The following is a 26,841-nucleotide window of genomic DNA, read 5'->3' as shown; positions in this document are numbered from 1 at the left end:
TTTCGTTAGAGGTCTCGGCGCCACGGTCCGCCGTCGCTGGATCAATCGCGATCCAAGCAGACGTGTAACAGTAGCGTCGTTTACCAGAAAGGTAACAGAGTCATGTCCGGTATCGTTCTCTCCGCATCGGTTCGTCAGAACCTGCTCTCCCTCCAGTCCACCGCTGATCTTCTCGCCACCACGCAGAACCGTCTGTCGACCGGCAAAAGCGTCAACTCGGCCCTGGACAATCCCACCAACTTCTTCACGGCACAGTCGCTCGACAACCGCGCCAGCGACATCAACAACCTGCTCGACGGCATCGCCAACGGCGTGCAGGTGCTGCAGGCTGCCAACACCGGCATCACCTCGCTGCAGAAGCTGATCGACTCTGCGAAGTCGATCGCCAACCAGGCGCTGCAGACCACGGTCGGCTACTCCACCAAGTCGAACGTCTCCGCCACCATCTCCGGTGCGACGGCGGCCGACCTGCGCGGCACGACCTCCTATGCCAGCGCGACGGCGAGCAGCAACGTCGTGTATAGCGGCGCGGCCGGCGGCACCACCGCGGCGACCGGCACCACGACGCTCGGCGCGACCATCGGGGCGTTCACGGGCACGGCGGGAACGGCCGGCGACGGCACCACGGCCCTGACCGGCACGATCACCCTGATCGCCACCAACGGCACGACCGCAACCGGCCTGCTCGGCAACGCCCAGCCCGCCGACGGCGACACGCTGACCGTCAACGGCAAGACCATCACCTTCCGCAGCGGCACCGCTCCGGCTGCGACCGCCGTTCCGACCGGCTCGGGCGTCAGCGGCAACCTCGTCACCGACGGCAACGGCAACACCACGGTCTATCTCGGCACCGCCGGCACTCCGGCTGCGAACGTCAACGATCTCTTGACCGCGGTCGATCTCGCCAGCGGCGTCAAGACGGTCTCCATCAGCTCGGGTGCTGCGACGTTTGCCACCAGCGTCAACCAGACCGCTTCGAGCGTTGGCGGCGGTGCCGTCACGCTGAGGAGCTCGACGGGCGCGGATCTGAGCGTCACCGGCAAGGCCGACCTGCTCAAGGCGCTGGGCCTGACCAGCTCGGTCGGCGGCGGCAACGCCACCGTGAGCGTCAACCGGACCACGAGCGCCGCCTCGCTGGGTGCGACGATCACCGACGGCTCGACGCTGAACGTCAACGGTCACGTCATCACCTTCAAGAACGCGCCGATCCCGGGCTCGACCGGTGCGCCGAGCATTCCGACCGGTTTTGGTGCGAGCGGTAACATCCTCACCGACGGCAACGGCAACTCGACGGTCTATCTGCAGGGCGGCACGCTCAACGACGTGCTGAAGGCGATCGACCTCGCCACCGGCGTGCAGACCGCGACGATCGCTGCCAACGGCACCGCCACGCTTGCGACGGCTTCCGGCCAGACCAACTCGTCGGTCAACGCCTCGGGCCAGCTGAAGCTGTCCACTGGCGTCAATGCCGACCTGTCGGTCACCGGCACCGGCAACGCGCTGAACGCGCTCGGCCTCGCCGGCAACACCGGGACGGCGACCGCCTTCACCGCGGCTCGCACCTCCGGCATCGGCGGCATCAGCGGCAAGACCTTGACCTTCACCTCCTTCAACGGCGGCACGGCGGTCAACGTCACCTTCGGCGACGGCACCAACGGCACGGTCAAGACGCTCGATCAGCTCAACACCAAGCTGCAGGCCAACAACCTGTCGGCGACGATCGACGCCAACGGCCTGCTGACGATCTCGACCACCAACGACTACGCGTCCTCGACCATCGGTTCGAGCGCCGCGGGTGGTGCGATCGGCGGCACGCTGACCTCGTCGCTCACGTTCTCGACGGCTTCCAGCCCCGTCCAGGACGTCGTCGCGCAGACGGCGCGTGCGAACCTGGTGTCCCAGTTCAACAACATCCTGAACCAGATCGACACCACCGCGCAGGACTCCTCGTTCAACGGCGTCAACCTCTTGAACGGCGACCAGCTCAAGCTGGTGTTCGACGAAACCGGCAAGTCGAACCTCAGCATCACCGGCGTGACCTACAACTCCAAGGGTCTGGGCCTCGCCTCGCTGACCAGCGGTGTCGACTTCATCGACAACGCCGCCACCAACAAGGTGCTGACCAACCTGAACGCCGCCTCGAGCACGCTGCGCTCGCAGGCCTCGAGCCTCGGCTCGAACCTCTCGGTGGTGCAGGTCCGTCAGGATTTCAACAAGAGCCTGATCAACGTGCTGCAGACCGGCTCAGCCAACCTGACCCTGGCCGACACCAACGTCGAAGCGGCCAACAGCCAGGCGCTGTCGACCCGCCAGTCGATCGCGGTCTCCGCGCTGTCGCTGGCCAACCAGTCGCAGCAGAGCGTGCTGCAGCTGCTCCGCTAAGGCGCGGACGACATCGCAAGACGATCACGGCGGCGGGGCTTCGGCCCCGCCGCTTTCTTTTGTGCCGGCATCGGAATGCTGCTCGGCGGAGGGAGTGCTGCATTCGAATGCAGCCAATTGCTCACTCTGAGTTATGGTTGACAAGTCGCAAATGCCTCCTAGCTGCCCGAAAAAGTATCATCCTATCATGATGATATCGGTGAGCACGTTTGGGCCTCGAAGGCGCATATGGTGAATCCGCGCAAGGACTGGCGCGACACGCTTCATGCTTTGTTAGCCCTCCGCGTTCACCGTCCCCGACATCGATTAATCCTAATCGAAGTCCTGTTGCGTTGCGTACCAGAAGGGTAACACTCAATGTCCGGTATCGTCCTCTCCGCGTCGGTTCGTCAGAACCTGCTCTCCCTCCAGTCCACCGCTGATCTTCTCGCCACCACACAGAGTCGTCTGTCGACCGGCAAGAGCGTCAACTCGGCCCTGGACAATCCCACCAACTTCTTCACGGCACAGTCGCTCGACAACCGCGCCAGCGACATCAACAACCTGCTCGACGGCATCGCCAACGGCGTGCAGGTGCTGCAGGCTGCCAACACCGGCATCACCTCGCTGCAGAAGCTGATCGACTCTGCGAAGTCGATCGCCAACCAGGCGCTGCAGACCACGGTCGGCTATTCCACCAAGTCGAACGTCTCCACCACCATCTCCGGTGCGACGTCGGCCGACCTGCGCGGCACGACCTCCTATGCCAGCGCGACGGCGAGCAGCAACGTCGTGTATAGCGGCGCGGCCGGCGGCACCACCGCGGCGACCGGCACCACGACGCTCGGCGCGACCATCGGGGCGTTCACGGGCACGGCGGGAACGGCCGGCGACGGCACCACGGCCCTGACCGGCACGATCACCCTGATCGCCACCAACGGCACGACCGCAACCGGCCTGCTCGGCAACGCCCAGCCCGCCGACGGCGACACGCTGACCGTCAACGGCAAGACCATCACCTTCCGCAGCGGCACCGCTCCGGCTGCGACCGCCGTTCCGACCGGCTCGGGCGTCAGCGGCAACCTCGTCACCGACGGCAACGGCAACACCACGGTCTATCTCGGCACCGCCGGCACTCCGGCTGCGAACGTCAACGATCTCTTGACCGCGGTCGATCTCGCCAGCGGCGTCAAGACGGTCTCCATCAGCTCGGGTGCTGCGACGTTTGCCACCAGCGTCAACCAGACCGCTTCGAGCGTTGGTGGCGGTGCCGTCACGCTGAGGAGCTCGACGGGCGCGGATCTGAGCGTCACCGGCAAGGCCGACCTGCTCAAGGCGCTGGGCCTGACCAGCTCGGTCGGCGGCGGCAACGCCACCGTGAGCGTCAACCGGACCACGAGCGCCGCCTCGCTGGGTGCGACGATCACCGACGGCTCGACGCTGAACGTCAACGGTCACGTCATCACCTTCAAGAACGCGCCGATCCCGGGCTCGACCGGTGCGCCGAGCGTTCCGGCTGGTTATGGTGCGAACGGTAACATCCTCACCGACGGCAACGGCAACTCGACGGTCTATCTGCAGGGCGGCACGCTCAACGACGTGCTGAAGGCGATCGACCTCGCCACCGGCGTGCAGACCGCGACGATCGCTGCCAACGGCACCGCCACGCTTGCGACGGCTTCCGGCCAGACCAACTCGTCGGTCAACGCCTCGGGCCTGCTCAAGATCTCGACCGGCGTCAACGCCGATCTGTCGGTCACCGGCACCGGCAACGCGCTGAACGCGCTCGGCCTCGCCGGCAACACCGGGACGGCGACCGCCTTCACCGCGGCTCGCACCTCCGGCATCGGCGGCATCAGCGGCAAGACCTTGACCTTCACCTCCTTCAACGGCGGCACGGCGGTCAACGTCACCTTCGGCGACGGCACCAACGGCACGGTCAAGACGCTCGATCAGCTCAACACCAAGCTGCAGGCCAACAACCTGACGGCGACGATCGACGCCAACGGCCTGCTGACGGTCTCGACCACCAACGATTATGCGTCCTCGACCATCGGTTCGAGCGCCGCGGGTGGTGCGATCGGCGGCACGCTGACCTCGTCGCTAACCTTCTCGACGGCTTCTACCCCCGTCCAGGATACGGTTGCCCAGACCTCGCGTGCCAACCTGGTCAATCAGTTCAACAACATCCTCCAGCAGATCGACTCGACTGCCCAGGACTCCTCGTTCAACGGCGTCAACCTCTTGAACGGCGACCAGCTCAAGCTGGTGTTCGACGAGACTGCCAAGTCGAGCCTCAGCATCACCGGCGTGACCTACAACTCCAAAGGTCTGGGCCTCGCCGCACTGACCAGCGGTGTCGACTTCATCGACAACGCTGCCACCAACAAGGTGCTGACCAACCTGAACGCCGCGTCGAGCACGCTGCGCTCGCAGGCCTCGAGCCTCGGCTCGAACCTGACGATCGTGCAGGTTCGTCAGGACTTCAACAAGAACCTGATCAACGTGCTGCAGACCGGCTCGTCCAACCTGACCCTGGCCGACACCAACGTCGAGGCGGCCAACAGCCAGGCGCTGTCGACCCGCCAGTCGATCGCGGTCTCCGCGCTGTCGCTGGCCAACCAGTCGCAGCAGAGCGTGCTGCAGCTGCTCCGCTAAGGCGCGGACGACATCGCAAGACGATCACGGCGGCGGGGCTTCGGCCCCGCCGTTTCTTTTTTGCGCACTCGGAGATTTCGAGGAGGGCAGAAAAGTAACCAGCGGTTATGGTTAACCGAGCGTAAGCGTCAGGAATTGCCAATAGTTTCAGATGGATTGCGAGCCGTGCCCGTACGTTCGACTCGCTTATGGTGAACCGGCGCTTATGCGGGCGTCATGCGTTTCACCCTTTATTAGCCATGTCACGGCACCCTGTGCCCGTCACTCGATCCAGAAGCGATCGAACGAAGACGCGTAAGCCAGAAGGGTAAGAGTCATGTCCGGTATTGTTCTCTCTGCGTCGGTTCGTCAGAACCTGCTGTCTCTCCAGTCCACCGCCGATCTTCTCGCCACCACACAGAACCGTCTGTCGACCGGCAAGAGCGTCAACTCGGCCCTGGACAATCCCACCAACTTCTTCACGGCACAGTCGCTCGACAACCGCGCCAGCGACATCAACAACCTGCTCGACGGCATCGCCAACGGCGTGCAGGTGCTGCAGGCCGCCAACACCGGCCTGACCTCGCTGCAGAAGCTGATCGACAGCGCCAAGTCGATCGCCAACCAGGCGCTGCAGACCACCGTCGGCTACTCCACCAAGTCCAACGTTTCTACCACCATCTCCGGTGCGACCGCGGCCGACCTGCGCGGCACGACGAGCTTCGCCAGCGCGACCGCGAGCAGCAACGTGCTGTATAACGGCACGGCCGGCGGCACGACCGCTGCGAACGGCACGACGACGCTCGGCGCCACCATCGGCGCCTTCACGGGCACCGCGGGAACGGCCGGCGACGGCACCACGGCCCTGACCGGCACGATCACCCTGATCGCCACCAACGGCACGACCGCCACCGGCCTCGTCGGCAACGCCCAGCCCGCCGATGGCGACACGCTGACCGTCAACGGCAAGACCATCACCTTCCGCAGCGGCGCCGCGCCGACGTCGGCCGGCGTTCCGGCTGGTTCGGGCGTCAGCGGCAACCTCGTCACCGACGGCAACGGCAACACTACCGTTTACCTCGGCACTGCCGGTACCCCGGCTGCGAACGTCAGCGATCTCTTGACCGCGATCGATCTCGCCAGCGGCGTCAAGACGGTTGCCATCAGCTCCGGCGCCGCGACAATCGCCACCAGCTTCAACCAGACCGCTTCGAGCGTTGGCGGCGGTGCCGTCACACTGAGAAGCTCGACGGGTGCGGATCTCAGCGTCACCGGCAGAGCCGACCTGCTCAAGTCTCTCGGCCTGAGCGCATCGGTGGGTGGCGGCAATGCCACCGTCAACGTGAACCGGACCACGACCTCGGCCTCGCTCGGCGCGACGATCACCGACGGTTCGACGCTGAACGTCAACGGTCACGTCATCACCTTCAAGAACGCGCCGATCCCGGGCTCGACCGGTGCTCCGAGCGTTCCGGCTGGTTATGGTGCGAGCGGTAACATCCTCACCGACGGCAACGGCAACTCGACGGTCTATCTGCAGGGCGGCACGGTCAACGACGTCTTGAAGGCGATCGACCTCGCCACCGGCGTGCAGACCGCGACGATCGCCGCCAACGGCACCGCGACGCTTGTGACCGCCACCGGTCAGTCGAACTCGACGATCAACACGTCCGGCCAGCTCAAGCTCTCGACCGGCATCAATGCCGACCTGTCGATCACCGGCAGCGGCAATGCGCTCAACGTGTTCGGCCTCGCCGGCAACACCGGCAGCGCGACCGCCTTCACCGCGGCCCGCACCTCCGGCATCGGCGGCATCGCCGGCAAGACGCTGACCTTCACCTCCTTCAACGGCGGCACGGCGGTCAACGTCACCTTCGGCGACGGCACCAACGGCACGGTCAAGACGCTCGATCAGCTCAACACCAAGCTGCAGGCCAACAACCTGTCCGCGACGATCGACGCCAACGGCCTGCTGACCATCACCGCCTCCAACGACTATGCGTCCTCGACGCTGGGCTCGACGGCTGCCGGCGGTGCGATCGGCGGCACGCTCACCTCGGCCCTGACCTTCTCGACCGCTTCCACGCCCGTCCAGGATGGCGTTGCCCAGACGGCGCGTGCCAATCTGGTGACTCAGTTCAACAACATCCTGAACCAGATCGACACCACCGCGCAGGACTCCTCGTTCAACGGCGTCAACCTCTTGAATGGAGACCAGCTCAAGCTGGTGTTCGACGAGACCGCCAAGTCGAGCCTGAACATCACGGGCGTGACCTATAATTCCAAGGGTCTCGGCCTTGCCTCGCTGACGGTCGGCGTCGACTTCATCGACAACGCCGCCGCCAACCGGGTGCTGACCAACCTGAACGCCGCCTCGAGCACGCTGCGCTCGCAGGCCTCGAGCCTCGGCTCGAACCTCTCGGTGGTGCAGATCCGGCAGGACTTCAACAAGAACCTGATCAACGTGCTGCAGACTGGCTCGTCCAACCTGACCCTGGCCGACACCAACGTCGAGGCGGCCAACAGCCAGGCACTGTCGACCCGGCAGTCGATCGCGGTCTCCGCCCTGTCGCTGGCCAACACGTCGCAGCAGAGCGTGCTGCAGCTGCTCCGCTAACAAGCAGCTGAAATCACTGACTAAAATCGAGCGGCGGGGCCTTGGCCCCGCCGCTTTTTCTTTGCGTCCGGGGGCGGGCAGGGGCGTTCATCGGCGGTTAACCCTATCCCTTAAACCGCCGTTAACCATACTTTAAAGGACACCTTCTAAAACTGGACAAAAGGCCGGCTTTCCAGTCCGCGCGGCCGATTCGTATCTGGTTCAAGAGGAAGACTCGCCAATGTCCAACATCGTTCTCTCGGCGTCAGTTCGCCAGAACCTGTTGTCGCTGCAGTCGACGGCCGACTTGCTGGCCACGACGCAGGAGCGGCTGTCGACCGGCAAGAAGGTCAACACGGCGCTCGACAATCCCACCAACTTCTTCACGGCGCAGGGGCTGGACAACCGGGCGAGCGACATCAGCAACCTGCTCGACGGCATCAATAACGGCGTCCAGGTGTTGCAGGCGGCCAACACAGGCATCACCTCGCTGCAGAAACTGATCGACAGCGCCAAGTCGATCGCCAACCAGGCGCTGCAGACCACGGTCGGCTATTCCACCAAGTCGAACGTCTCCACCACGATTCCCGGCGCGACCCCGGCCGACCTGCGCGGCACGACCTCGTATGCGAGCGCGACCGCGAAGAGCAACGTGCTCTATACCGGCGCGGCTGGCGGCGTGACCCCGGTCACGGGAACTGCCGCACTCGGCGCCTCGCTCGGTTCGAGCGCCGGCACCTTCACAGGTACGGCCGCGCTCGCGGCCGACGGCACCACCGCGCTGTCCGGCACGGCGACGCTGGTCGGCACAACGGCATCGACCACCTTCGGCACGCCGCCCGCGGACGGCGACACCATCACGGTGAACGGCAAGACCATCACCTTCCGCACCGGCGCTGCTCCGAGCACCCAGCCGACCGGCTGGGGCCTCGACGCCAGCGGGCACATCGCCACCGATGGCAACGGCAATTCGATCATTTATCAGGGAACGGCTGCCGCGCCCCTAGCGACCGTCAACGACGTCCTCACCGCCATCGACCTCGCCAGCGGCGTCAAGACCGCAACCATCAGCGCAGGCGCGGCCACATTCGCTGTCAGCGGCTCGGCCGGCCCTGTCGGCACGCTTCAGGTGGCATCGTCGATATCGGGCGGCGGCGCGGTGACGCTGAAGAGTTCGACCGGCGCCGATCTCAGCGTGACCGGAAAGGCAGACTTCCTCAAGGCGCTCGGCCTGACCTCCGCGACCGGTGCGGGCAATGCGAACGTGACCGCGAACCGCTCGACCACCGCGGGTTCGCTCGGCACCCTGGTCCAGGACGGCTCGACGCTGAACATCGGCGGCAAGACCATCACGTTCAAGAACGCGCAGACGCCGCAATCGACAGCGAGCGTGGCCACCGGCTATGGCGTCAGCGGCAACGTCGTCACAGACGGCAACGGTAACTCGACGGTCTACATCCAGAGCGCGACGCTGACCGATTTGCTTAACGCGGTCGACCTCGCCACCGGCGTCAAGACCGCCAGCATCTTCAACGGCGCGGCAACCATCTCGACCACTGCGGGCCAGATCCCGTCGTCGGTCAACAGCAGCGGTCAGCTTGCGCTCTCGACCGGCATCAATGCCGACCTGTCGATCACCGGCACCGGCAATGCGCTCAGCGCCTTCGGCCTCAGCGGCAACACGGGAACGGCGACGGCCTTCACCGCGGCGCGCACTTCGGGCGTCGGCGGCATCAGCGGCAAGACCCTGACCTTCACCTCCTTCAACGGCGGCACGCCTGTCAACGTCACCTTCGGCGACGGCACCAACGGCACCGTCAAGACACTTGACCAACTCAACGCGCAGCTTCAGGCCAATCACTTGACGGCCACGATCGATGCCAACGGCGTGCTCACGGTGACCACCGTCAATGAATACGCCTCTTCGACGCTCGGCTCGACGATCGCGGGCGGCGCGGTCGGCGGCACGATCACCGGCGTTCTCGCCTTCACCACCGCGCAGCCGCCGGTCCAGGATCCCGTGGCGCAGACCGCGCGCTCCAACCTGGTCAACCAGTTCAACAACATTCTGGCCCAGATCGACACGACCTCGCAGGACTCCTCCTTCAACGGCGTCAACCTGCTCAATGGCGACACGCTGAAGCTGGTCTTCAACGAGACCGGCAGCTCCACGCTGAGCATCAACGGCGTGGTGTTCAATGCGGCGGGCCTCGGTCTCAGCAATCTGGTCAACGGCGTCGATTTCATCGACAACGGTGCCACCAACAGGGTGCTGGCCAGCCTGAACGCGGCCTCGAGCACGTTGCGTTCGCAAGGCTCCACGCTCGGTTCGAACCTGTCGATCGTGCAGGTGCGTCAGGACTTCTCCAAGAACCTGATCAACGTGTTGCAGACCGGCTCAGCCAACCTGACGCTCGCCGACACCAACGAGGAAGCGGCGAACAGCCAGGCGCTGTCGACGCGCCAGTCGATCGCGGTCTCCGCGCTGTCGCTGGCCAACCAGTCGCAACAGAGCGTGCTGCAGCTGCTCCGCTAATTCCGCAGCGCAACTTCGCTATTCGAGATTACGCGGCGGAGCTGATGCTCCGCCGTTCTTTTGAGGAAGATCGCTAAGACGAGATTAGCCGAGATCGACGCGCATCACGCCAGGCGAGTTTACATCGTGCGTGCGTGGATCTAGCGTTGCGCTGACGAAGGACTCCGTGCCCCGTAATTCTGCGGAGTACTTCCAAGCACGATACGTAAGCAAATCTTAAGCGGTGCTGCCTAGGGTTGGGAAAGAAATCCTTAAGCGCGTACAACGTGCTAGGTAACCTCCAGGGTGTGATTGATGTCGAATTCCGCTGCCTCGGCTTATGCGCGTGTTGCAACCACCACCGCATCTCCTCGCGACATCGAGGCGCAGACTCTGCTCAAGGCCGCCAACAAGCTCCAGGACGCGGTGAACAACGCCGATCCGCTCAGCGAGCAGACCATGCAGGCCCTGATGTTCAACCGCAAGCTCTGGACAATCTTCCTGAGCGAGGCGATGCGCGACAGCAATCCGCAGCCGATCGACGTTCGACAGAAGATCGCCAACATCAGCGTGTTCGTGCTGAGCCAGACCGCCGCGCTGCAGATGAGCCCGCAGTTCGATCACTTCCGTCCGCTGATCGAGATCAACCGCAATATCGCGGCAGGGCTGTCCGGACGGCCGTGACGGAATTCGTGATGGTCGCCATCACGAGCACATCGGCGAAACTCGCAAATGTCGGCAGGAGCTGATCACGGCCAGTGGTCTTGCCTCGGCACGCGAACTCCGCGCTGACCGATGACGGCCAGGCGCAGAGCAGAAACATCGGCATCGATCGCGTGATCGTTAGGCGCTGAGATCCGTGCTGAGCGGACGCGAGGGCTCGGACTTCATGTCCAGTGCGTGGAAATAGGCACGCCGGCGAAGCATCGCCTCGTCAGGGAACTGGTTGACCACCGTGTCGGTCTTGTCGTTGACGACCTGAAAGACGAAGGACGCGGCCGCCTGGTCGAACACGACCTGGCGCGAGATGTTCTCGTGGTTCGGCAAATCATTGCGCACCGGCGCGCTCGTATCGCTCGCGGCGACCGTTTGCCTCACCGGAAGATCAGTTTGCACAGCCTCGTTCGCCGCCGAATTCGACGTCGGTACGAACTGCACGGGGGCCGGGATCCCCACCGGCCTGATGCTGAAATCTGTACTCATGGCAGCCTCCTGGTTGCCTTACGTGAGTCAAATCCCAACCCCTCTAATCACGCAAGCATGGAACACCAGGACTGAACACCTGGTAAGGAAACGTGCCTAACCGCGCGACGCCATCGCCGCGCGGTTTTTCTTAAAATCGTCGGTTGTTCTTGTGCTGCTCAGAGCGAGCGGCTGACCGCAAGCGGCGTGATATGGCGCGGACCTGGCGCCGCGCTGCGCCCTGCGGCGGTATAGGTGTTCGGCACGTTGCGCTTCTGGATCTCGGCGTTGACGCCGCGCACGACGCTTTCGGAAACCGCGTGCGCGGTCGCGAGCACGGTGAGATTGACCTGGAGCATCGCGCGGAACGCATCGTGGTGGCGATGCAGCGTCGAGAGCAGCTCCGGCGCGGACTTCGCGAGCTGGTCCTGGTTTGCCTTCAGCTGGCCGACTGCGCTGACGTAGCTGCGCGACAATTCCTGCTTCTTGCCCTCGAGTGTCATCGCCTCGCGGACCTTGCCGGCGCGGACGAGCTCGGTCTCTCGCTCGATCAATCCGAGCAGCGCGCTCATCGCGTCCATCAGGTCTTCGGCGAGCTTGCGCGCCTCGCTGCTGACGGGCGCGCTGCCCGGGCGCTGGGCCTGCATCGGCTGACGTGAGGCGTTGAAATGGTTCATCTCGTTTGACCTTATGCCGTGCGGATCGTTTTCGCCTGCTGCAGGATGAGGGTACGGTAGACGTCGCTGGCGATGCCGACGCCGCCGGCCTGGGCGAAGTTCTTGGAATATTGCTCGGTCAGCATCGAGCGCCATACGCCGGTGCCGGGCGTGTCGCCGAACGGGCCTTCGCCTTTCAGGCCCGAGGTCATCTGCGCGAACATGCTGTTGAGGAACATTGCCTCGAAGTCGGTGGCGGTCTTCTGCGCCTTGGCCTGTTGCTGCGGCGAGACCTTTTGCAGCGCGGCGGCGAGCTCGAAGTCCGGCCGGCCGTTCCGGCTCTCGACCGAGAAGGCCGAACTGGTGGCGAGGCGAGGGGTGTTGATCGCGCTGGTCTGCATCACATCACCTCAATGTCGGCTTCGATGGCGCCGGCGGCCTTGATCGCCTGGAGGATGCTGATCATGTCGCGGGGGCCGATGCCAAGGCCGTTGAGGCCGTCGACGAGCTGCTGGAGCGAGACGCCGTCCTTGACGAGCGCCAGCTTCTTGCCGTCCTCGGTGACGGTGACGCTGCTGCGCGGCGCGACCACGGTGCGGCCGCGTGACAGCGGATTGGGCTGGCTCACCTGCGGGCTCTCGGAGATGGTGACCGTGAGGTTGCCCTGCGCCACCGCGACGGTGGCGACGCGGACGTCGCGGCCCATCACGATGATGCCGCTGCGTTCGTCGATGACGATCTTGGCGGCGAGATCAGGGTCGACCTGGAGCTGCTCGATCTCGGTGAGGAAAGCGACGACGTTGCCCTTGAACTCGGGCGGAATCGACAGCTGCACCGTCGAGGGATCGATCGGTTCGGCGGTCTTGACGCCGAGATAGTCGTTGATTGCGGCCGCGATGCGCTTGGCGGTGGTGAAGTCGGGATTGCGCAGCGCCAGGCGGACGTTCGGCAGCCGGTTGAGCGCGAACTCGATCTCGCGCTCGATGATGGCGCCGTTGGCGATGCGTCCCACCGTCGGGACGCCCCGCACGATCTTGGCGGCCTCGCCCTCGGCCTGGAAGCCGGAGATCGCGAGCGAGCCCTGCGCCACCGCATAGACGTTGCCGTCGGCGCCGAGCAGGGGGGTGACCAGCAGGGTGCCGCCCTGGAGGTTCTTGGCGTCGCCGAGCGCGGACACGGTGACGTCCATGCGCGTGCCCTGGGTGGCGAAGGCCGGCAGGTTGCCCGTGACCATGACGGCGGCGACGTTGCCGGTGCGGATCGTGGCGCCGCGGATGTTGACGCCCATGCGTTCGAGCATCGCCTGCAGCGACTGCTTGGTGAAGGGGATGTTGTTGAGCGTGTCGCCGGTGCCGTTGAGGCCGACGACGAGGCCATAACCGATGAGCTGGTTCTGCCGCACGCCCTCGATATTGGCGAGGTCCTTGATGCGCGAGGTCGCCGCCGCGGAGGTGACCGACAGCGCCAGCGCCGACAGCGCGGCGCAGGCCAACCCAACAATCCTCACCCAACGAACGCCTGGCATCTCTGCTCCCCAAGACCCCTAGAAGAGGCTCCTCAAATCGGACAGGACTTGCACGACACTCCCATGACGAGCTGGTCCGGCGCTTTCCTTGCGAGCGCTGTGCCAACGCCCGACGGCGAGGTAGGTGGCTGAATAGCTTGAATAAATCTGTTGCGACCGCTGTCAGCACTCGTTCGCCCTGGGGAGCGAAACTGCCGCCTGTCGGCAGATTTTGCCGGGCCGTTTACGCACCGTTAACCATAAGACAGCGAAGGTGAGGCATCGATCACCCGGATTCTTTCCGATGCGCATCTACGGACCGAACGGTACGACGCTTGGCACACCGGCCAGCCAGGCCAAGCGGACGGGCTCCGGCAGCTTCGTTCTGCCCGACACCTCATCGGCGCAGGAGACGCGGAGCGCTGCCGCACCGAAGGCGGCCGCCAACATCGATGCGCTGCTGGCGTTGCAGGGTGTCGAGGAGGATCCGGTCGAGCGCCGCAAGCGCTCGGTCGCCCGCGGCAGGACTGCGCTGGACGTGCTCGACGATCTCAAGATGGGCCTGTTGTCCGGCAATTTCGACGCCTCGACCGTGATGCGGCTGCGTGATGCGGCGGCCAACCTGAAATCGTCCTCGGGCGATGCCGGCCTCGATGCGGTGCTCTCCGAGATCGAGCTGCGGGTCGAGGTCGAGCTGGCGAAGGCCGGGCAGGCGTAGTCACGGAGGCTCTTACGCCGCTTCCTCCTTCAACTGCGCATCATAGCGGCGCTGGGCGGCGAGCACGTCTTTCAGGTTCTGCTCAGCCCAATCGCGTAACGGATCCACAGCCGCCGCCAGCGTCAGGCCGAGCTGGGTGATCGAATATTCCACCGTCACTGGCACGGTCGCGATGGCGCGGCGCCTGATCAGGCCGTCGCGTTCGAGCGACTTGAGCACCTGGCTCAGCATCTTCTGCGAGATGCCTTCAATCGTGCGGCGCAGCTGATTGAAGCGCATCGGCTCCTCGCGCAGGAGCAAGAGGATCAGCACCGCCCATTTGTCGCCGACGCGATCGAGGATCTGGCGGGTGGGGCAGTTCGCTGCGTAGACGTCGGGTTTCATCGTCAGTTCTCGGAAATCCATACCGTTGCTTGGCATCCGCGTGCCGGTTGTACGCGATCAGTTACCTCAGCGTAATCAGGTAAGCACAAAGTGCTCTCTTAACACCAGCATTCTTTGCGATATCTAGTCTCTGTCAGTTACCATAGAAGCAAAGGAGCCTTCCATGAAAATCGCAGTCGCCGGCGCCTCGGGCCGGGCAGGGTCCGAGATCACCAAGGAGTTGTCCCGCCGCGGCCACACGGTCACGGCCATCGCCCGGAACCCGGAAAAGATTGCGGCCCTGCCGAACGTCACGCCAACCAAGGGGGATGTGCTCGACCAAGCGGGCCTCGCCAAGCTGTGGGCCGGTCACGACGTCGCCGTGAGTTCCGTGCACTTCCTGGCCAGTGATCCGCTCAAGCTGATCGGTGCGGCGAAGGACTCCAAGGTCGGTCGCTACCTCGTGGTGGGCGGCGCCGGGAGCCTCGAGGTTGCCCCGGGCGTGAAGCTGGTCACGACTCCCAATTTTCCGGCCCAATACAAGGCCGAAGCGGAGGCGGGCTCGGCCTTCCTGGACCTGCTGCGGCAGGAAAAGGACCTGAACTGGACCTTCATCTCGCCCTCGGCGCTGTTCGAGGAGGGGGAGCGCACCGGCAAGTTCCGGCTCGGGACCGACCAGCTTCTCGCAGATGCGAACGGCAAGAGCTGGATCACCTTCGCCGACTACGCCATTGCGCTCGCCGACGAGATCGAAAAGCCGGCCCACCTGAAGCAGCGCTTCACGGTCGGCTATTAAGGTCCGCAAGCCGCCTCCGAGCCCGTAAGGATAAACCTTCCTGTGCAAGGGCTTGGGGGCGCGGACCGGGCGGCGAGGGAAATATTGTCTGTCACGGGAGGCCACTATATAAGGCCCGGCTCAACGGACCCCGGTCCGTCAGCGAGTCGTTGCTTTAGAAGATAGGCCTCCCTTGGAAAAGTTGAAAAACTACCGACCGACCGACAAAGAGCCTTTCATGAACGACCGGCAGAAGGAGTACTTCCGTTTGAAGCTCCTCGCCTGGAAGGATGAGATCCTCAAAGAGTCCAAGCTCACCCTGCAAGCCCTGCAGGAGGAGAACGTGAACCACCCCGATCTCGCCGATCGGGCCTCGTCCGAAACCGACCGTGCCATCGAGCTCCGCGCCCGCGACCGCCAGCGCAAATTGATCGCCAAGATCGACGCCGCGCTCCAGCGTATCGAGGACAATACCTACGGCTATTGCGAGGAAACCGGCGAGCCGATCTCGTTGAAGCGGCTCGAGGCCCGGCCCATCGCGACGCTCTCGGTGGAAGCGCAGGAGCGCCACGAGAAACGCGAGAAGGTCTATCGCGACGAATAAGGTCCGAGCCGCAGAGATGCGGCTCTTTGTTTTTGGACGCAAGGCGCGCCGTTTCGCGCCGTGCTCGGTATATTGCCCGTCGCTTGCCGTCGCGCCCACCATCGCGACGGCGCGATCGCGAAAAGTGAATCGCGATCAACGGGCTAGACTGGATTGCTCCGAGCTCACGTGAGTTCGGATGAGAAACAGCCTTCACTTCAGGTGCGGGAGATTTTGCGAGTCGCATCAACGAGATCGACTCTGAAGTTGAGACGCTGATCCAGCTGCATCAAGCATCGCTGCAATCAGGCCTGCTGCGACGTCTCGAGACGGGCATTCCCATAAAGCCCGGACCAGCTCAATATTTCCTTAAACGCCGGCAACAGGCGTAGGCCGCATCGGTCAACTCGTACTCGACCCTCAACGGCTTTTCCGCGAAGACAGTGCGCGACACAAGGCCGTCCTGCTCGAGCTCGCGCAGCTGCGTGGTCAGCATGTGCTGGGTGATGCCGCCGATCGAACGCCGCAAGGCGCCGAAACGAACCGCGCCGTTCATCAGCGCAAACAGGATCTCCAGCCTGAGGGAAAGCGGGTCATGAGCACTGTTCTGGTCACCGGCGGGTCTGGCTTCGTCGGCATCCATGTCGTCCTGCAACTTCTGGCCGCCGGCCATGCCGTGCGGACGACGGTGCGCCGGCCGGAGCGCCAGGCCGATGTGCTCGCCATGCTGCGCGAGGGCGGGGCGGCGACGCCCGAGAGCGTGGCCTTCGTCACCGCCGATCTGACCCGGGACGACGGCTGGGCGGCGGCGGTCGCGGGCTGCGACTACGTTCTCCACGTGGCGTCCCCGCTCTCGACCACCGTCCCGACGGACGAGAACGAGATGATCATCCCGGCCCGCGACGGAACGCTCCGGGTGCTCCGGGCCGCGCGCGCGGCCGGCGTCAGGAGGGTCGTCGTCACCTCGTCGCTGGGCGCGATCGGCTACGGTCATCCGCCGCGCGACAAGCCGTTCGACGAGACCGAATGGACCAATCTCGCTGGTGTCGACGGCCAACCCTACGTCAAGTCCAAGACGCTGGCCGAGCGGGCGGCTTGGGATTTCGTCGCGCGCGAGGGGGATGGGCTGGAGCTGTCGGTGATCAACCCCGCCGGCATTTTCGGGCCCGTGCTGGGACCGGACTTTTCCGGCTCGATCGAGATCGTCAGATCGCTGCTCGACGGCGCCATGCCGGCCGTGCCGCGGGTCTATCTCGGCGTGGTCGACGTCCGCGACGTCGCGGAGCTGCACCTGCGGGCGATGACTGCGCCGGAGGCGAAGAACGAGCGTTTCATCGCGGTCGCCGGCGAGACGATGTCGATCCTCGACATCGCCCGCGTGCTGCGGCGGGAACTCGGGCCCCGGGCGCGCCGGGTTCCGCGGCTTCAAGCGCCGGACTGGCTGGTGCGGCTGGCCGCGCGCCAGATTCCGCTGCTGCGTGCGGTCGTGCCGATGCTCGGAAAGGTCAGGCATTCCACCAGCGCCAAGGCGCGCTCGCTGCTCGGCTGGCAGGCCCGCTCCAACGAGGAGGCGATCCTTGCGACCGCCGAGGGCCTGATCCGGCTCGGCCTCGTCAAGGGGTGAGGGCATGCCACTCGCGCTTGTCAGGCCGGAGCGGGGATGCTGAAGTGCCGCCCTGCGACTGCGTAGCGTGGGAGGCGGCGCCGATGGACAAGATTCTCCAAGCCGCAAAGGCGATCGCGCTGGCGCGCCGCAACCATGCCCCGCTCGCGGCGCTGGAGCGGCCTCCTGCGGACGAAGCCGAGGGTTATCAGGTCCAGCGCGCCCTGCACGATCTGCTGCTGCCGCATGTCGGGCCGCTCGTCGGCTACAAGATCGGCTGCACCAGCCAAGTGATGCAGGACTATATCGGCATCCCGCACCCCTGCGGCGGCGGCGTGTTCCAGAAGGGCGTCCATGAGAGCGGCGCCAAGCTCGCCGCCTCCAATTATGTCCGGGTCGGGGTCGAATGCGAGATCGCGGTGCGGCTGAAGCGGGACCTTGCCGCCGGCGAGGCGCCGTTCACGGCCGAATGGGTCGGCGAGGCGGTCGAGTCCTATCATCCCGCGATCGAGATCGTCGACGATCGCTACGTGAAATGGGAGACGATGGGCGCGCCGACCTTGATCGCCGACGATTTCTTCGCCGCTGGCTGCGTGCTGGGCCCATCGGTCCCGCGCTCGTCGGTGCCGGACCTGAAGGCGGTCAAAGGCCGCGCCATCGTCAACGGCGAGGAGGTCAGCCACGGCACCGGCGCCGACGTGCTCGGCCATCCCCATAACGCACTCGCCTGGCTCGCCAACCATCTCGCCGCCGAGGACAAGGGGCTGCACGCGGGGCAGCTCGTGCTCACCGGCAGCCTGGTGAAGACGCTGTGGCTGAAGGCCGGCGACAAGGTGCGGATGGAGCTGGACGGGCTCGGCGTGGTGGAGGCGGAGTTTACGTGAGGGGGCAGGGGCACATCGGCACTCTCCGTCATTGTGAGCAGCCAAGGCTTCGGCGGGCTAGTCGCTGCGCGTCGCAATGACGGCGTGTGACGTCGCTGCGTTGCCAAAATGTCGCGAGCTTCGCTCGTGATGTTCAGCTTCTGGCTCCATCAGCAGAGACATCTTGCGCCCACTGGCGATCGGGTCTATGAGCCCCGTCCCATTCAACCTGCGTGTTCAACAATGAGGAGACCAGCCGTGCGTACGTTGTGGCGATCGACACATTCCGTGCCGACGCTCTCAGTGCGTCCGGCTGACAGTCATCCAATCATGTTGAACGACAATGGCACAGTCATTGATTCAGCGCCGGCGGGAGGCCGAGCGCACGCGGGTTGAAGCCTACGAGCTGTCGCTGCGGCATGTGTCGCAGCGGACACGTCCTCCACCGGATTTCGAGAACGCGATCAAAGAGGCCAGGCGTGGCTTCGAGGCAGACATCGTGCGCGATGCCGAGGCCTGGCAGCCGCGAATGAAGACTCGCGATGCCGCGCGTCTTCGTCTTGCCGCGGCTCGCTATCTCTTTGCGCGCTATCCCGTTGCCGAACATCTGGAGCAGATCTGGATCGACGGCGCGGGACTGGGCGCCGACGAGATCCACTTGCGCAAGCGCTGGTACATCGCGGCGGCCGGCGGCGGTTCGCTCTACGCTGCCGGTGCGGCCGAATGGCTGTCTCGCAAGGAGGTCCATGCCTTCCTCAATCCGTTCGGGAAGGTCGGCTTCGAAGCTGCGATCTGGCAGGCGATTGCGCGTTCCTATGCGACCGATCCCGCTGTTGCGATGCGGATCGCGCGCACCAGGATCACGCAGACGCAGCGCGCTCAGCATCGCTTCTGGCGCGAGGTGGTGCGCTTCTTCTGCGCGCATCCCACCACGGTCGAGGACATGGATGACTTCCATGATTACCTCGCCGATTGCCACCGGCGAGATCCCGAGTACACCCTCAAGGGGCGTTCTCTGGTCTCCCTTGGGCGGCAGATGCGCGAATGGCATCGCGATCTTGATGCGATTGCTCGTATCGAGGCCGCACGCCGTCGCGCCGAGGCGGCGCGAAACCGTGCGCGGGGGCTGGCAGCAGGCCCCGAGCAGAGCGAGGACCGTTGGCTCGGTGCAGCGATCGCGGACTGGTCATGGACCAAGTCGTCCAAGGACCGGGCCAAGCGCGAAGAATATGTTGTGGTCCAGTTGAGGACGGCAGCCGATCTCGTGGCTGAGACGCGCAGCATGCGTCACTGCGTCGCCACTTACGCGACGAAGTGCATTGCCGGGCATGCCTCGATCTGGTCGCTCCGTCGCCGTGCCTCGGGTGACGTCCAGCGGCTGCTGACCATCGAGCTTGATACCCGTTCCAGGGCGGTTCAGGTTCGCGGGTTTGCGAACCGCCCGCCGCTTGCCGAGGAGTACAAGATCCTCCAGCGATGGGCGCAAGCACGCGGGATCATGCTGCTGTGAGAGAAGCCTGCGCCGTTTCGGCGGCGCAGGCAAAATACATGCGGCCCTCGCCAGGGGAGCTAGCGAGGGCCGCGTCGTACATCGTCGTTCGCGCCTTTAGTTCGCGAGCACGATGTGGGAGCTCTTGAAGGGGCTTAGAAGGGCAGCAGCACGTCCATGACCTGCTGGCCGTAGCGCGGCTGCTGCACGTCGGTGATCTGGCCGCGGCCGCCATAGGCGATGCGGGCCTGGGCGATCTTGGTGGAGTCGATGGTGTTGTCGCTCTGGATGTCTTCGGGGCGGACGATGCCGGCGACGATCAGCTCGCGGATTTCGAAGTTGACGCGGATCTCCTGCTTGCCTTCGACGACCAGGTTGCCGTTCGGCAGCACCTGCGTCACCACTGCGGCGACGTTGGTCTGCAGGGCTTCCTTGCGGTCGACGCTGCCCTTGCCCTCGCTCGACGAGGTCGAGTCGGCGGTCAGGACGCGGCCCGGCAGGATCTTGTTGGCCTGGGTGATGGTTTGGGCGCCAATGAAGTTGGTGATTCCCGAATCTTCCTTGTTGGAGCGGCTGCGCGAGGTGTCGTTCTCGATGTTGGCCTTGTCGGTGATGTTCACGGTCACGGTCAGGAGATCGCCTACCTGGCGGGCGCGCTGGTCCTTGAAGAAGGCGCGGCTGCCGTTGCGCCACAGCGAGTTCGGATTGTAGGAGGCGACCTCGGGCTTGGGCATCGGCATCTGCACCGGCTTGTAGCCGGGCTGCGCGGTCGGATTGTCGATGGCCGACAGCTTCGGCTGTTCACCGATCTGCGACAGGCGGTCGATCGAGGAGCAGCCGCTCGCCAAGGTGCAAGTCGCCAGCAGCAGGGCAGAGATCGCGATGCGACGAAGGCGGGAGGCCGAACTGAACGTGGACATGAATCTACTCTGACTTGGCTGGAGCTTGCGAGAGACGAACTTGCGGAATCCGGGCTTGGGCGATCTCGGCTGCGGACGCGGGCGCCTGGACCAGGCTCTGCGCCAGGGCCGCGGCCGCCGGCGCTTCGTCGCGCTTGACCGACGAGGTCTGCTCGACCACCGGCGCCATCGGCGCGGACTGGCTGGCGCCCTGGACGGTCACCTGGCCGCGGCCGGTGATGACCCCGGTCAACGTGCGCTTGGAATGCAGATTGAGCACGCTGATGGTGTCGCCCTCGGCGCCGCTCTCGATCGCCTTGCCGCGCGTGGTGAGATAGAGGCCGGGCACCTGGTAGATGATGGTGACGGCCTGATCGCGCACCACGAAGTCGGGCTTGACGAGGTCGGCGGCGCGGATCGGCGTGCCCGCGCGCGTTGCTCGGCGCAGCTGCATGCCGATGCTGCGGTCGCGCGAGGCCGGCTCGCCGGCGACCTCGGCCTTCGGCCGGCGCTCCAACGACAGATCGGAGGATTTCAGCAACTCGGTGCGGTCGATGTCACGCGTCAGCACGGCCACCTCCACCGTCTCGATCGCGGTGCCCGTGAAGCGCAGCTTGGTCGGCGCGGCGTTGCCGTCGTTGGCGATCTCGAAGGCGATATCGAAACGGCCGCTGCGGGCATCATAGCGGGTTGCGACCGGCTGCAGCCCGCCGCTGTTGGAGGCGTCCAGCCGCATCTCGGCGACGCTGCGGTCGAACGTGATGGTGATGTTGGCGGCGTCTCCGAGGCCGAAGCGCCGCTCAAGCGCCGCGGCGACGGCGTTCTCGATATCCTTGCTCGCGAGCGTGCGCGCGAGGCGGGTGACCTGGACCTCCTTGATGTCCCCGGTCATGACGCCGATCACCTGTTTGGCCCGCAGCACCGACAGCACCTCGCCGACCGTCAGCGTGCCGGTGGTGCCGAGATCGGGCGAGCGGTAGACCGGGATCAGCGCGGCCGATCCGGCGTTGTCGATGAGATCGCCGATCCGGACCACGTCCGAGGTCACCGTGACGCTTGCGCGCAGCGTCGGCGCGGCGATGAAATCGTTGGCGGCCGCTGCTGGCAAAGCCAGCGCGACAAGAGTGGAGATGGCGGCGAGGGTGGCGCGGATCATCGTCATCACCTCAGCGGAACAGCGCCGTGGTCGATTGCATCATCTGGTCGGCGGCGCTGATCACCTTGGCGTTCATCTCGTAGGCGCGCTGGGCGGCGATCAGGTCGCTCATCTCCGAGACGACGTCGACATTGGCCTGCTCGAGGCTTCCTTGCGTGAGCTTGCCGTAACCTTCTGTGTTCGCGGTGCCGTCCTGCGGCGCACCGGACGAGGGCGTCTCGGTGAACTGGTTGTTGCCGACCGGCTGCAGGCCCGCCTTGTTGATGAAGCGCGTGACGCCGATCTGGCCGACGATCGAGGAGGTGGTTGAGCCCGGCAACGTCACCGAGACCTGGCCCTGCTCGCTCACGGAGATGCCCGAGGCGTTGTTGGGAATGGTGATAGTGGGCTGCACCGGATTGCCCTGCGCGGTGACGACGCGGCCCTGATTGTCCATCTGGAAGGTGCCGTCGCGGGTGTACTGGAAGGTGCCATCGGGCATCAGGATCTTGAAGAAGCCCTCGCCCGAGATGGCGAGATCGAGGTCGTTGCCGGTCTGCGACAGCGTGCCTTGCGTCATGCTGCGCGGCGTGCCGACGGTCTTGACGCCGCCGCCGATGTCGACGCCGACAGGCAGGATGGTGCCCTGGTCCGACGACTGGGCGCCGACGCGGCGGACGTGCTCGTAGATCAGGTCCTGGAACGCCGCCGTCTGCTTCTTGAAGCCGGTGGTGCGGAGGTTGGCGATGTTGTTGGAGATCACCTGAACGTTGAGTTCCTGTGCCGCCATTCCGGTCGCTGCGGTGTGAAGCGCCTGCATCTCAGTTCTCCTTCAATCAGGCCGGAACGTCGGCGAGCTTCTCGATCGCCGATTTGTGGAGGTCGCTCTGCTGCTGCAGCAGGTTGGCAACCGCGGCGTAGCTGCGCATCACCTCGACCATGCGGGTCATCTCGCCGACCGCATTCACGTTCGACTTCTCGACATAACCCTGCTGCAGGGTGGACTTGGTGTCGGGCTGCTGGTTCGCCGAGCCAGCGGCATAGAGATTGGCGCCGAGCTTGGTCAGCTTGGCCGGATCGTCGAACGAGACCATGCGGATCTTGCCGCGGATCGAGTCGGTTCGCGCCGTGCCCTCGAGCACCGTGACGGTGCCGTCGGGCGCGACGTTGATGTCGTGGTCGGTCGGCTGAAAGGTGATCGGGCCGGCATTGCCGAGCACGAGATTGCCGTCGGCGGTGACGAGCTGGCCGGTGCTGTTGAGCGAGAACTTGCCGTCGCGGGTATAAAACTCGCCGCCGTTGGCCTGCACTGCGAAATAGGCGCCGCCGTTGATCGCCATGTCGAGCGGATTGTTGGTCGGCTCCAGCGGCCCCTGGCTGATGTTGCGGAAGGTGCCGCGGTCCTGGACATAGGAGACCCGGCGGTCGCGGCCGATGAAATTGTCCTCACGCGCGTTCGAGTTCAGGTATTCCTCGAACAGCGAATGGTCGGACTTGAAGCCGTTGGTGTTGGCATTGGCGACGTTGTTGGCGATGACATCCATCTGCCGTTCCAACGTCATCTGCCGTGACAAGCCGATCAGACGCGCGTTCTGCATCGGAAATCTCCCCTGAGCGGATCTGCCATTTCGCTCTCCCAAGCGCCTGGCGGACCCCGTGACCGAGACCGTCGGGCTCTCCCAAGCCGTGAGGTCTCGGGCCTCTCTCAGCGAAAGCCGTGCCAATCAGGAAAATCACGTAACTTCAATGTGTTGGCGCCTTTCGAGGGGCGGGAGCAGGCGGCAGAAAGGTTCTGTTAGCCATGTTTGCCCGGCAGATTTTTCCTAGCGGCGGCCCAATCGAAAGATTCCGTTAACCATTATTACCGTAGCGTTTGCGCATCAGAGGAGCGCATTGCGCTGGGGCATTCGTATCGCGTCATTGTCTGCCAGGAGGCTTCGCTCTTTCGACCCCTTTGAGAGATAACCGGGCGCGGCAACCATGGCAGAGAATGAGGAAGGTGGCGCAGCCGCCGAGGGCGCGGAAGCCGCTCCGCCGAAGAACAAGCTCAAGCTCATCATCATGGTCGTCGGCGTGCTTGCTGTGCTCGGCGGCGGTGCCGCGACCTGGTTCTTCTTCTTCCGTCATGGCGATGCCGAGCATCATGCCGAGGCCGCGCCGCCGCCGAAGCCGCCGGCTTTCGTCGACGTTCCCGACCTCATGGTCAACCTCGCCGGCTCGCCCGGCGAGCGCGTGCAATATCTGCGGTTGAAGATCGTGCTGGAGCTGAAGGAAGAGAAGCAGATCGAGGCGATCAAGCCGACGATGCCGCGCGTCACCGACATCTTCCAGACCTATGTGCGCGAGCTGCGCCCGTCCGACCTCAACGGTTCGGCCGGCATCTTCCGCCTCAAGGAGGAGCTGACCAAGCGCGTCAACGCGGCGGTCGCCCCGATCCAGGTCAGCGCCGTGCTGTTCAAGGAAGTCGTGGTCCAGTGAGCATGACGGGCTAGGGATCATGGCGGGCAACGACCAAGTCGACCAGGATGCAATTGCCGCCCAGTGGGAGGCCTCGCTCGATAGCGAGGATCCCGCCGAGGCGGCAAAGGCTGCCGCCGAGAACGAACTATCGGAGACCATGGCCCTGCAATGGGCCGCCATGGTCGAGGACGGCAGCCGCGATCTCGGCACCGGCAAGAACTCCGGCGAGCGGGTGCTGTCCCAGGAGGAGATCGACAATCTCCTCGGCTTCACCGTCGGTGACGTCACGCTCGACGACCATTCCGGCATTCGCGCGATCATCGATTCGGCGATGGTCTCCTACGAGCGCCTGCCGATGCTCGAAATCGTCTTCGACCGCCTGGTGCGGTTGATGACGACCTCCTTGCGCAATTTCACCTCAGACAACGTCGAAGTCTCGCTCGACCGCATCACCTCGGTGCGCTTCGGCGACTACATGAACTCGATCCCGCTGCCCGCCGTCCTCACCGTCTTCAAGGCCGAGGAGTGGGAGAACTTCGGCATGGCGACGGTCGATTCCAACCTGATCTATTCGATGATCGACGTGCTGCTCGGCGGCCGCCGCGGCACCAGCCAGCTGCGCATCGAGGGCCGGCCCTACACCACGATCGAGACCGAGCTGGTCAAGCGGCTGGTCGAGGTGGTGCTGGCCGACGCCGAGCAGGCGTTCCGGCCGCTGTCGCCGGTGACCTTCTCGATCGACCGGCTCGAGACCAATCCGCGTTTCGCCGCGATCAGCCGTCCCGCCAACGCCGCGATCCTGGTGCGCCTGCGCATCGACATGGAAGACCGCGGCGGCAACATCGAGCTGCTGCTGCCTTACGCGACCATCGAGCCGATCCGGGGCGTCCTGCTCCAGATGTTCATGGGCGAAAAGTTCGGCCGCGACCCGGTCTGGGAGGGCCACTTCGCCACCGAGATCGTGCAGGCCGAGATCGCGGTCGACGCCGTGCTCTACGAGGCCGACATTCCGCTCAAGCAGCTGATGCGGCTCAAGGTGGGCGACACGCTGCCGCTCGACATGCGCGCCGACGCCAACGTCACCGTGCGTTGCGGCGACGTCACGCTGACCGAGGGGCGGATGGGCCGGGTCGGCGACCGCGTCGCGATCCGTGTGACGAAACCCTTGCGCAAGCCAAGTACGACACTTGCGATGTTCGAAAAGGTGGACGAGCAGAACAAGATGATGGAGGCCCCATGAACCACTCCCTGGGAATGGCGATCGAGACGCTGGTGGCTATCCTGCTGATGCTGACGATCGTCTACTGCGTCACGCTCAACAAGCGCTTGAGGCGGCTGAAGGCGGACGAGCATTCGCTGAAGGCCGTCATCGCCGAGCTGATCACCGCGACCGAGATCGCCGAGCGCGCGATCGGCGGGCTGAAGCTGGCCGTGCGCGACGTCAACGAGAACCTCGGCAGCCAGCTCGCCGCCGCGACGCAGATGTCGGATCAGCTCTACAAGCAGCTCGGCGAGGCCGACAACGTGGTGCGGCGCCTGTCCAAGATCGCGATCGCCGCGCGTCCCGTCACCAATCCGGAGACGGTCGCCGCGCCCGCGCCCAAGCCGTCGTCCGCGAAGGCGGTGGCGGCGGCCGCCGAAGCCTTCTCCGAGCGCCGACGATCCAACGGCCTTGCCGCATGAAGCCTGGGTATGAAGTCCTTTCGTAACATCCGCGTCATTCCGGTCGTCCTGGTCGCCGTCGCCGGCCTCGCCACGCTGAAGGTGGCGGGCCTTGCGATCAACGGCGGCTACGTCTTCGACTACAAGCCGAACCAGGGCAAGAAATCCTGGGCGGAAGAGAACCTGAACTTCCCGACCGGCCGCGAGGATCCCGACATCACCGGCTCGACCCCTGCGCCGAAGGAAGCACCCAAGCCGGCAGCGCCCGAGACCAAGATGGAGGGTGGCACCGTCGTCAAGATCGACGAGGGCCAGCCGCAGGTCTCGGCCGCGGAGCGCGCGATCCTGGAACGGTTGCAGGCGCGGCGGCAGGAGATCGAGGCGCGGCAGCGCGAGATCGACATCCGCGAAAGCCTGCTCAAGTCGGCCGAGAAGCGCATCGAGACCAAGGTCGAGGAGATGAAGGCGGTGGAAACCCGCATCTCCGCGACCCAGGCCGAGCAAAAGGCCGCCGAAGCCCAGCGCATGAAGGGCCTCGTGACCATGTACGAGGGCATGAAGCCCAAGGATGCCGCGCGGGTGTTCGACCGGCTCGAAATGGGCGTGCTGATCGAGATCGCCTCGGCGATCGCGCCGCGCAAGATGTCGGACATCCTGGGTCTGATGTCATCGGAAGCCGCCGAGCGGCTGACCGTCGAGATGGCCCGCCGCGCCAATGGCGGCGGCGATCAGTCCGCCTCGGCCGGCGAATTGCCCAAGATCGACGGCAAGCCGACGCAAAAGCCGAATTGAGGGCTCGAGGAGAAACGCGCTTTAAATCCGCGCGCTGTCGCGCGGTCG

General features: G+C 65.1%; 24 protein-coding genes and 1 pseudogene. 15 read left to right on the top strand and 10 right to left on the bottom strand.

Going from position 1 to position 26,841, the window contains the following annotated elements; all coding sequences use genetic code 11:
- The first annotated feature begins 102 nt into the window (after positions 1-102).
- The 5 genes from ACVWYQ_RS10535 (at position 103) to flaF (ending at position 10,793) form a co-directional block, all read left to right on the top strand.
- A complete protein-coding gene (locus ACVWYQ_RS10535) occupies positions 103-2,382 on the top strand; it encodes a DUF1522 domain-containing protein (protein ID WP_404539735.1) in 2,280 nt (759 codons plus the stop codon).
- A 357-nt stretch (positions 2,383-2,739) separates the two neighbouring features.
- A complete protein-coding gene (locus ACVWYQ_RS10530) occupies positions 2,740-5,019 on the top strand; it encodes a DUF1522 domain-containing protein (protein WP_404539738.1) in 2,280 nt (759 codons plus the stop codon).
- 316 nt (positions 5,020-5,335) lie between these two features.
- The gene (locus ACVWYQ_RS10525; protein ID WP_404539741.1) at positions 5,336-7,615 is read left to right on the top strand and encodes a DUF1522 domain-containing protein; all 2,280 of its coding nucleotides are present in this window, start codon (positions 5,336-5,338) and stop codon (positions 7,613-7,615) included.
- 220 nt (positions 7,616-7,835) lie between these two features.
- Positions 7,836-10,130: a DUF1522 domain-containing protein gene (locus tag ACVWYQ_RS10520; RefSeq protein WP_157280812.1), complete on the top strand. Its 2,295-nt coding sequence runs from the start codon at positions 7,836-7,838 to the stop codon at positions 10,128-10,130.
- Between the two features lie 294 nt (positions 10,131-10,424).
- Complete coding sequence (gene flaF, locus ACVWYQ_RS10515; protein WP_018642830.1) at positions 10,425-10,793, top strand: flagellar biosynthesis regulator FlaF; 369 nt, start codon at positions 10,425-10,427, stop codon at positions 10,791-10,793.
- Between the two features lie 159 nt (positions 10,794-10,952).
- Here the strand turns inward: flaF and ACVWYQ_RS10510 are convergent, their stop codons facing one another.
- The 4 genes from ACVWYQ_RS10510 to ACVWYQ_RS10495 all read right to left on the bottom strand — a co-directional run bounded on the left by ACVWYQ_RS10510 (position 10,953) and on the right by ACVWYQ_RS10495 (position 13,472).
- Positions 10,953-11,312 (bottom strand): hypothetical protein, encoded by a 360-nt coding sequence (locus ACVWYQ_RS10510; RefSeq protein WP_404539746.1) that lies wholly within the window; start codon positions 11,310-11,312, stop codon positions 10,953-10,955.
- A gap of 158 nt (positions 11,313-11,470) precedes the next feature.
- On the bottom strand, positions 11,471-11,968 hold the full coding sequence (locus ACVWYQ_RS10505; RefSeq protein ID WP_157280811.1) for a hypothetical protein: 498 nt from the start codon (positions 11,966-11,968) through the stop codon (positions 11,471-11,473).
- A gap of 11 nt (positions 11,969-11,979) precedes the next feature.
- Complete coding sequence (gene flgJ, locus ACVWYQ_RS10500) at positions 11,980-12,348, bottom strand: flagellar assembly peptidoglycan hydrolase FlgJ (protein ID WP_036013115.1); 369 nt, start codon at positions 12,346-12,348, stop codon at positions 11,980-11,982.
- Positions 12,348-13,472 (bottom strand): flagellar basal body P-ring protein FlgI, encoded by a 1,125-nt coding sequence (locus ACVWYQ_RS10495; RefSeq protein WP_036027924.1) that lies wholly within the window; start codon positions 13,470-13,472, stop codon positions 12,348-12,350. Before ACVWYQ_RS10495 ends, flgJ begins: the two co-directional genes overlap by 1 nt.
- A gap of 283 nt (positions 13,473-13,755) precedes the next feature.
- On the opposite strand from ACVWYQ_RS10495, the gene ACVWYQ_RS10490 reads away from it, so the two are divergent.
- Positions 13,756-14,169, top strand: coding sequence for a flagellar assembly protein FliX (locus ACVWYQ_RS10490; RefSeq protein ID WP_404539751.1), 414 nt, complete (start codon positions 13,756-13,758; stop codon positions 14,167-14,169).
- 12 nt (positions 14,170-14,181) lie between these two features.
- Here ACVWYQ_RS10490 and ACVWYQ_RS10485 read toward each other — a convergent pair whose 3' ends face one another.
- The gene (locus ACVWYQ_RS10485; protein WP_025037390.1) at positions 14,182-14,553 is read right to left on the bottom strand and encodes a winged helix-turn-helix transcriptional regulator; all 372 of its coding nucleotides are present in this window, start codon (positions 14,551-14,553) and stop codon (positions 14,182-14,184) included.
- Positions 14,554-14,716: 163 nt separating this feature from the next.
- Here ACVWYQ_RS10485 and ACVWYQ_RS10480 point away from each other — a divergent pair, with 163 nt between their 5' ends.
- Both ACVWYQ_RS10480 and dksA read left to right on the top strand, forming a co-directional pair.
- Positions 14,717-15,328 (top strand): NAD(P)-dependent oxidoreductase, encoded by a 612-nt coding sequence (locus ACVWYQ_RS10480; protein WP_404539754.1) that lies wholly within the window; start codon positions 14,717-14,719, stop codon positions 15,326-15,328.
- A gap of 217 nt (positions 15,329-15,545) precedes the next feature.
- Positions 15,546-15,911: an RNA polymerase-binding protein DksA gene (dksA, locus tag ACVWYQ_RS10475; protein ID WP_085966600.1), complete on the top strand. Its 366-nt coding sequence runs from the start codon at positions 15,546-15,548 to the stop codon at positions 15,909-15,911.
- 284 nt (positions 15,912-16,195) lie between these two features.
- Here dksA and ACVWYQ_RS10470 read toward each other — a convergent pair.
- Positions 16,196-16,470, bottom strand: a pseudogene (locus ACVWYQ_RS10470) (winged helix-turn-helix transcriptional regulator); the annotation flags it as partial.
- Between the two features lie 15 nt (positions 16,471-16,485).
- Between ACVWYQ_RS10470 and ACVWYQ_RS10465 the strand changes: the two are divergent.
- From ACVWYQ_RS10465 to ACVWYQ_RS10455, 3 genes are all read left to right on the top strand, one after another.
- On the top strand, positions 16,486-17,514 hold the full coding sequence (locus ACVWYQ_RS10465; protein WP_404539757.1) for an SDR family oxidoreductase: 1,029 nt from the start codon (positions 16,486-16,488) through the stop codon (positions 17,512-17,514).
- Between the two features lie 83 nt (positions 17,515-17,597).
- Positions 17,598-18,377 carry a 2-keto-4-pentenoate hydratase gene (locus ACVWYQ_RS10460; protein WP_404539760.1) on the top strand — a complete coding sequence of 260 codons (780 nt, stop codon included), beginning with the start codon at positions 17,598-17,600 and terminating at the stop codon, positions 18,375-18,377.
- A gap of 322 nt (positions 18,378-18,699) precedes the next feature.
- Positions 18,700-19,866, top strand: coding sequence for a PcfJ domain-containing protein (locus tag ACVWYQ_RS10455; RefSeq protein WP_404539763.1), 1,167 nt, complete (start codon positions 18,700-18,702; stop codon positions 19,864-19,866).
- A 134-nt stretch (positions 19,867-20,000) separates the two neighbouring features.
- On the opposite strand, the gene flgH is transcribed toward ACVWYQ_RS10455, so the two are convergent.
- Genes flgH through flgF form a run of 4 tightly spaced genes read right to left on the bottom strand, consistent with a single transcriptional unit; the run spans position 20,001 to position 23,477 of the window.
- Entirely contained in the window at positions 20,001-20,765 is a 765-nt protein-coding gene (flgH, locus tag ACVWYQ_RS10450; protein WP_271540245.1) for a flagellar basal body L-ring protein FlgH, read from the bottom strand.
- Positions 20,766-20,769: 4 nt separating this feature from the next.
- Entirely contained in the window at positions 20,770-21,900 is a 1,131-nt protein-coding gene (gene flgA / locus ACVWYQ_RS10445) for a flagellar basal body P-ring formation chaperone FlgA (protein WP_404539766.1), read from the bottom strand.
- A 10-nt stretch (positions 21,901-21,910) separates the two neighbouring features.
- Positions 21,911-22,699: a flagellar basal-body rod protein FlgG gene (flgG, locus tag ACVWYQ_RS10440; protein ID WP_036013098.1), complete on the bottom strand. Its 789-nt coding sequence runs from the start codon at positions 22,697-22,699 to the stop codon at positions 21,911-21,913.
- A gap of 16 nt (positions 22,700-22,715) precedes the next feature.
- Positions 22,716-23,477 carry a flagellar basal-body rod protein FlgF gene (gene flgF / locus ACVWYQ_RS10435; protein ID WP_128264476.1) on the bottom strand — a complete coding sequence of 254 codons (762 nt, stop codon included), beginning with the start codon at positions 23,475-23,477 and terminating at the stop codon, positions 22,716-22,718.
- Positions 23,478-23,859: 382 nt separating this feature from the next.
- On the opposite strand from flgF, the gene fliL reads away from it, so the two are divergent.
- Genes fliL through ACVWYQ_RS10415 form a run of 4 tightly spaced genes read left to right on the top strand, consistent with a single transcriptional unit; the run spans position 23,860 to position 26,793 of the window.
- Positions 23,860-24,357 (top strand): flagellar basal body-associated protein FliL, encoded by a 498-nt coding sequence (gene fliL, locus ACVWYQ_RS10430; protein ID WP_157280803.1) that lies wholly within the window; start codon positions 23,860-23,862, stop codon positions 24,355-24,357.
- Positions 24,358-24,376: 19 nt separating this feature from the next.
- Positions 24,377-25,579, top strand: coding sequence for a flagellar motor switch protein FliM (gene fliM / locus ACVWYQ_RS10425; RefSeq protein ID WP_036027916.1), 1,203 nt, complete (start codon positions 24,377-24,379; stop codon positions 25,577-25,579).
- The gene (locus tag ACVWYQ_RS10420) at positions 25,576-26,022 is read left to right on the top strand and encodes a DUF6468 domain-containing protein (protein WP_074448249.1); all 447 of its coding nucleotides are present in this window, start codon (positions 25,576-25,578) and stop codon (positions 26,020-26,022) included. Before fliM ends, ACVWYQ_RS10420 begins: the two co-directional genes overlap by 4 nt.
- Before the next feature lie 9 nt (positions 26,023-26,031).
- Positions 26,032-26,793, top strand: coding sequence for a MotE family protein (locus tag ACVWYQ_RS10415; protein WP_036013086.1), 762 nt, complete (start codon positions 26,032-26,034; stop codon positions 26,791-26,793).
- Positions 26,794-26,841: the final 48 nt, after the last annotated feature.

The organism is Bradyrhizobium sp. USDA 3397 (genome assembly GCF_054060965.1).
Note: the sequence above shows the minus strand (reverse complement) of the source record. Positions and strands in the feature narration are given on the sequence as shown.

What these genes read in the sequence shown, in the direction of transcription:
- flaF (WP_018642830.1), top strand. Translation starts at nt 10,425, where the DNA reads ATGTCGAATTCCGCTGCCTCGGCTTATGCGCGTGTTGCAACCACCACC.
- ACVWYQ_RS10485 (WP_025037390.1), bottom strand. Translation starts at nt 14,553, where the DNA reads ATGAAACCCGACGTCTACGCAGCGAACTGCCCCACCCGCCAGATCCTC.
- ACVWYQ_RS10420 (WP_074448249.1), top strand. Translation starts at nt 25,576, where the DNA reads ATGAACCACTCCCTGGGAATGGCGATCGAGACGCTGGTGGCTATCCTG.
- flgH (WP_271540245.1), bottom strand. Translation starts at nt 20,765, where the DNA reads ATGTCCACGTTCAGTTCGGCCTCCCGCCTTCGTCGCATCGCGATCTCT.
- ACVWYQ_RS10415 (WP_036013086.1), top strand. Translation starts at nt 26,032, where the DNA reads ATGAAGTCCTTTCGTAACATCCGCGTCATTCCGGTCGTCCTGGTCGCC.
- ACVWYQ_RS10505 (WP_157280811.1), bottom strand. Translation starts at nt 11,968, where the DNA reads ATGAACCATTTCAACGCCTCACGTCAGCCGATGCAGGCCCAGCGCCCG.
- ACVWYQ_RS10535 (WP_404539735.1), top strand. Translation starts at nt 103, where the DNA reads ATGTCCGGTATCGTTCTCTCCGCATCGGTTCGTCAGAACCTGCTCTCC.
- flgF (WP_128264476.1), bottom strand. Translation starts at nt 23,477, where the DNA reads ATGCAGAACGCGCGTCTGATCGGCTTGTCACGGCAGATGACGTTGGAA.
- ACVWYQ_RS10465 (WP_404539757.1), top strand. Translation starts at nt 16,486, where the DNA reads ATGAGCACTGTTCTGGTCACCGGCGGGTCTGGCTTCGTCGGCATCCAT.
- ACVWYQ_RS10455 (WP_404539763.1), top strand. Translation starts at nt 18,700, where the DNA reads ATGGCACAGTCATTGATTCAGCGCCGGCGGGAGGCCGAGCGCACGCGG.
- flgA (WP_404539766.1), bottom strand. Translation starts at nt 21,900, where the DNA reads ATGATCCGCGCCACCCTCGCCGCCATCTCCACTCTTGTCGCGCTGGCT.
- flgJ (WP_036013115.1), bottom strand. Translation starts at nt 12,348, where the DNA reads ATGCAGACCAGCGCGATCAACACCCCTCGCCTCGCCACCAGTTCGGCC.
- ACVWYQ_RS10530 (WP_404539738.1), top strand. Translation starts at nt 2,740, where the DNA reads ATGTCCGGTATCGTCCTCTCCGCGTCGGTTCGTCAGAACCTGCTCTCC.
- ACVWYQ_RS10480 (WP_404539754.1), top strand. Translation starts at nt 14,717, where the DNA reads ATGAAAATCGCAGTCGCCGGCGCCTCGGGCCGGGCAGGGTCCGAGATC.
- ACVWYQ_RS10460 (WP_404539760.1), top strand. Translation starts at nt 17,598, where the DNA reads ATGGACAAGATTCTCCAAGCCGCAAAGGCGATCGCGCTGGCGCGCCGC.
- ACVWYQ_RS10495 (WP_036027924.1), bottom strand. Translation starts at nt 13,472, where the DNA reads ATGCCAGGCGTTCGTTGGGTGAGGATTGTTGGGTTGGCCTGCGCCGCG.
- ACVWYQ_RS10520 (WP_157280812.1), top strand. Translation starts at nt 7,836, where the DNA reads ATGTCCAACATCGTTCTCTCGGCGTCAGTTCGCCAGAACCTGTTGTCG.
- dksA (WP_085966600.1), top strand. Translation starts at nt 15,546, where the DNA reads ATGAACGACCGGCAGAAGGAGTACTTCCGTTTGAAGCTCCTCGCCTGG.
- fliM (WP_036027916.1), top strand. Translation starts at nt 24,377, where the DNA reads ATGGCGGGCAACGACCAAGTCGACCAGGATGCAATTGCCGCCCAGTGG.
- ACVWYQ_RS10490 (WP_404539751.1), top strand. Translation starts at nt 13,756, where the DNA reads ATGCGCATCTACGGACCGAACGGTACGACGCTTGGCACACCGGCCAGC.
- ACVWYQ_RS10510 (WP_404539746.1), bottom strand. Translation starts at nt 11,312, where the DNA reads ATGAGTACAGATTTCAGCATCAGGCCGGTGGGGATCCCGGCCCCCGTG.
- ACVWYQ_RS10525 (WP_404539741.1), top strand. Translation starts at nt 5,336, where the DNA reads ATGTCCGGTATTGTTCTCTCTGCGTCGGTTCGTCAGAACCTGCTGTCT.
- fliL (WP_157280803.1), top strand. Translation starts at nt 23,860, where the DNA reads ATGGCAGAGAATGAGGAAGGTGGCGCAGCCGCCGAGGGCGCGGAAGCC.
- flgG (WP_036013098.1), bottom strand. Translation starts at nt 22,699, where the DNA reads ATGCAGGCGCTTCACACCGCAGCGACCGGAATGGCGGCACAGGAACTC.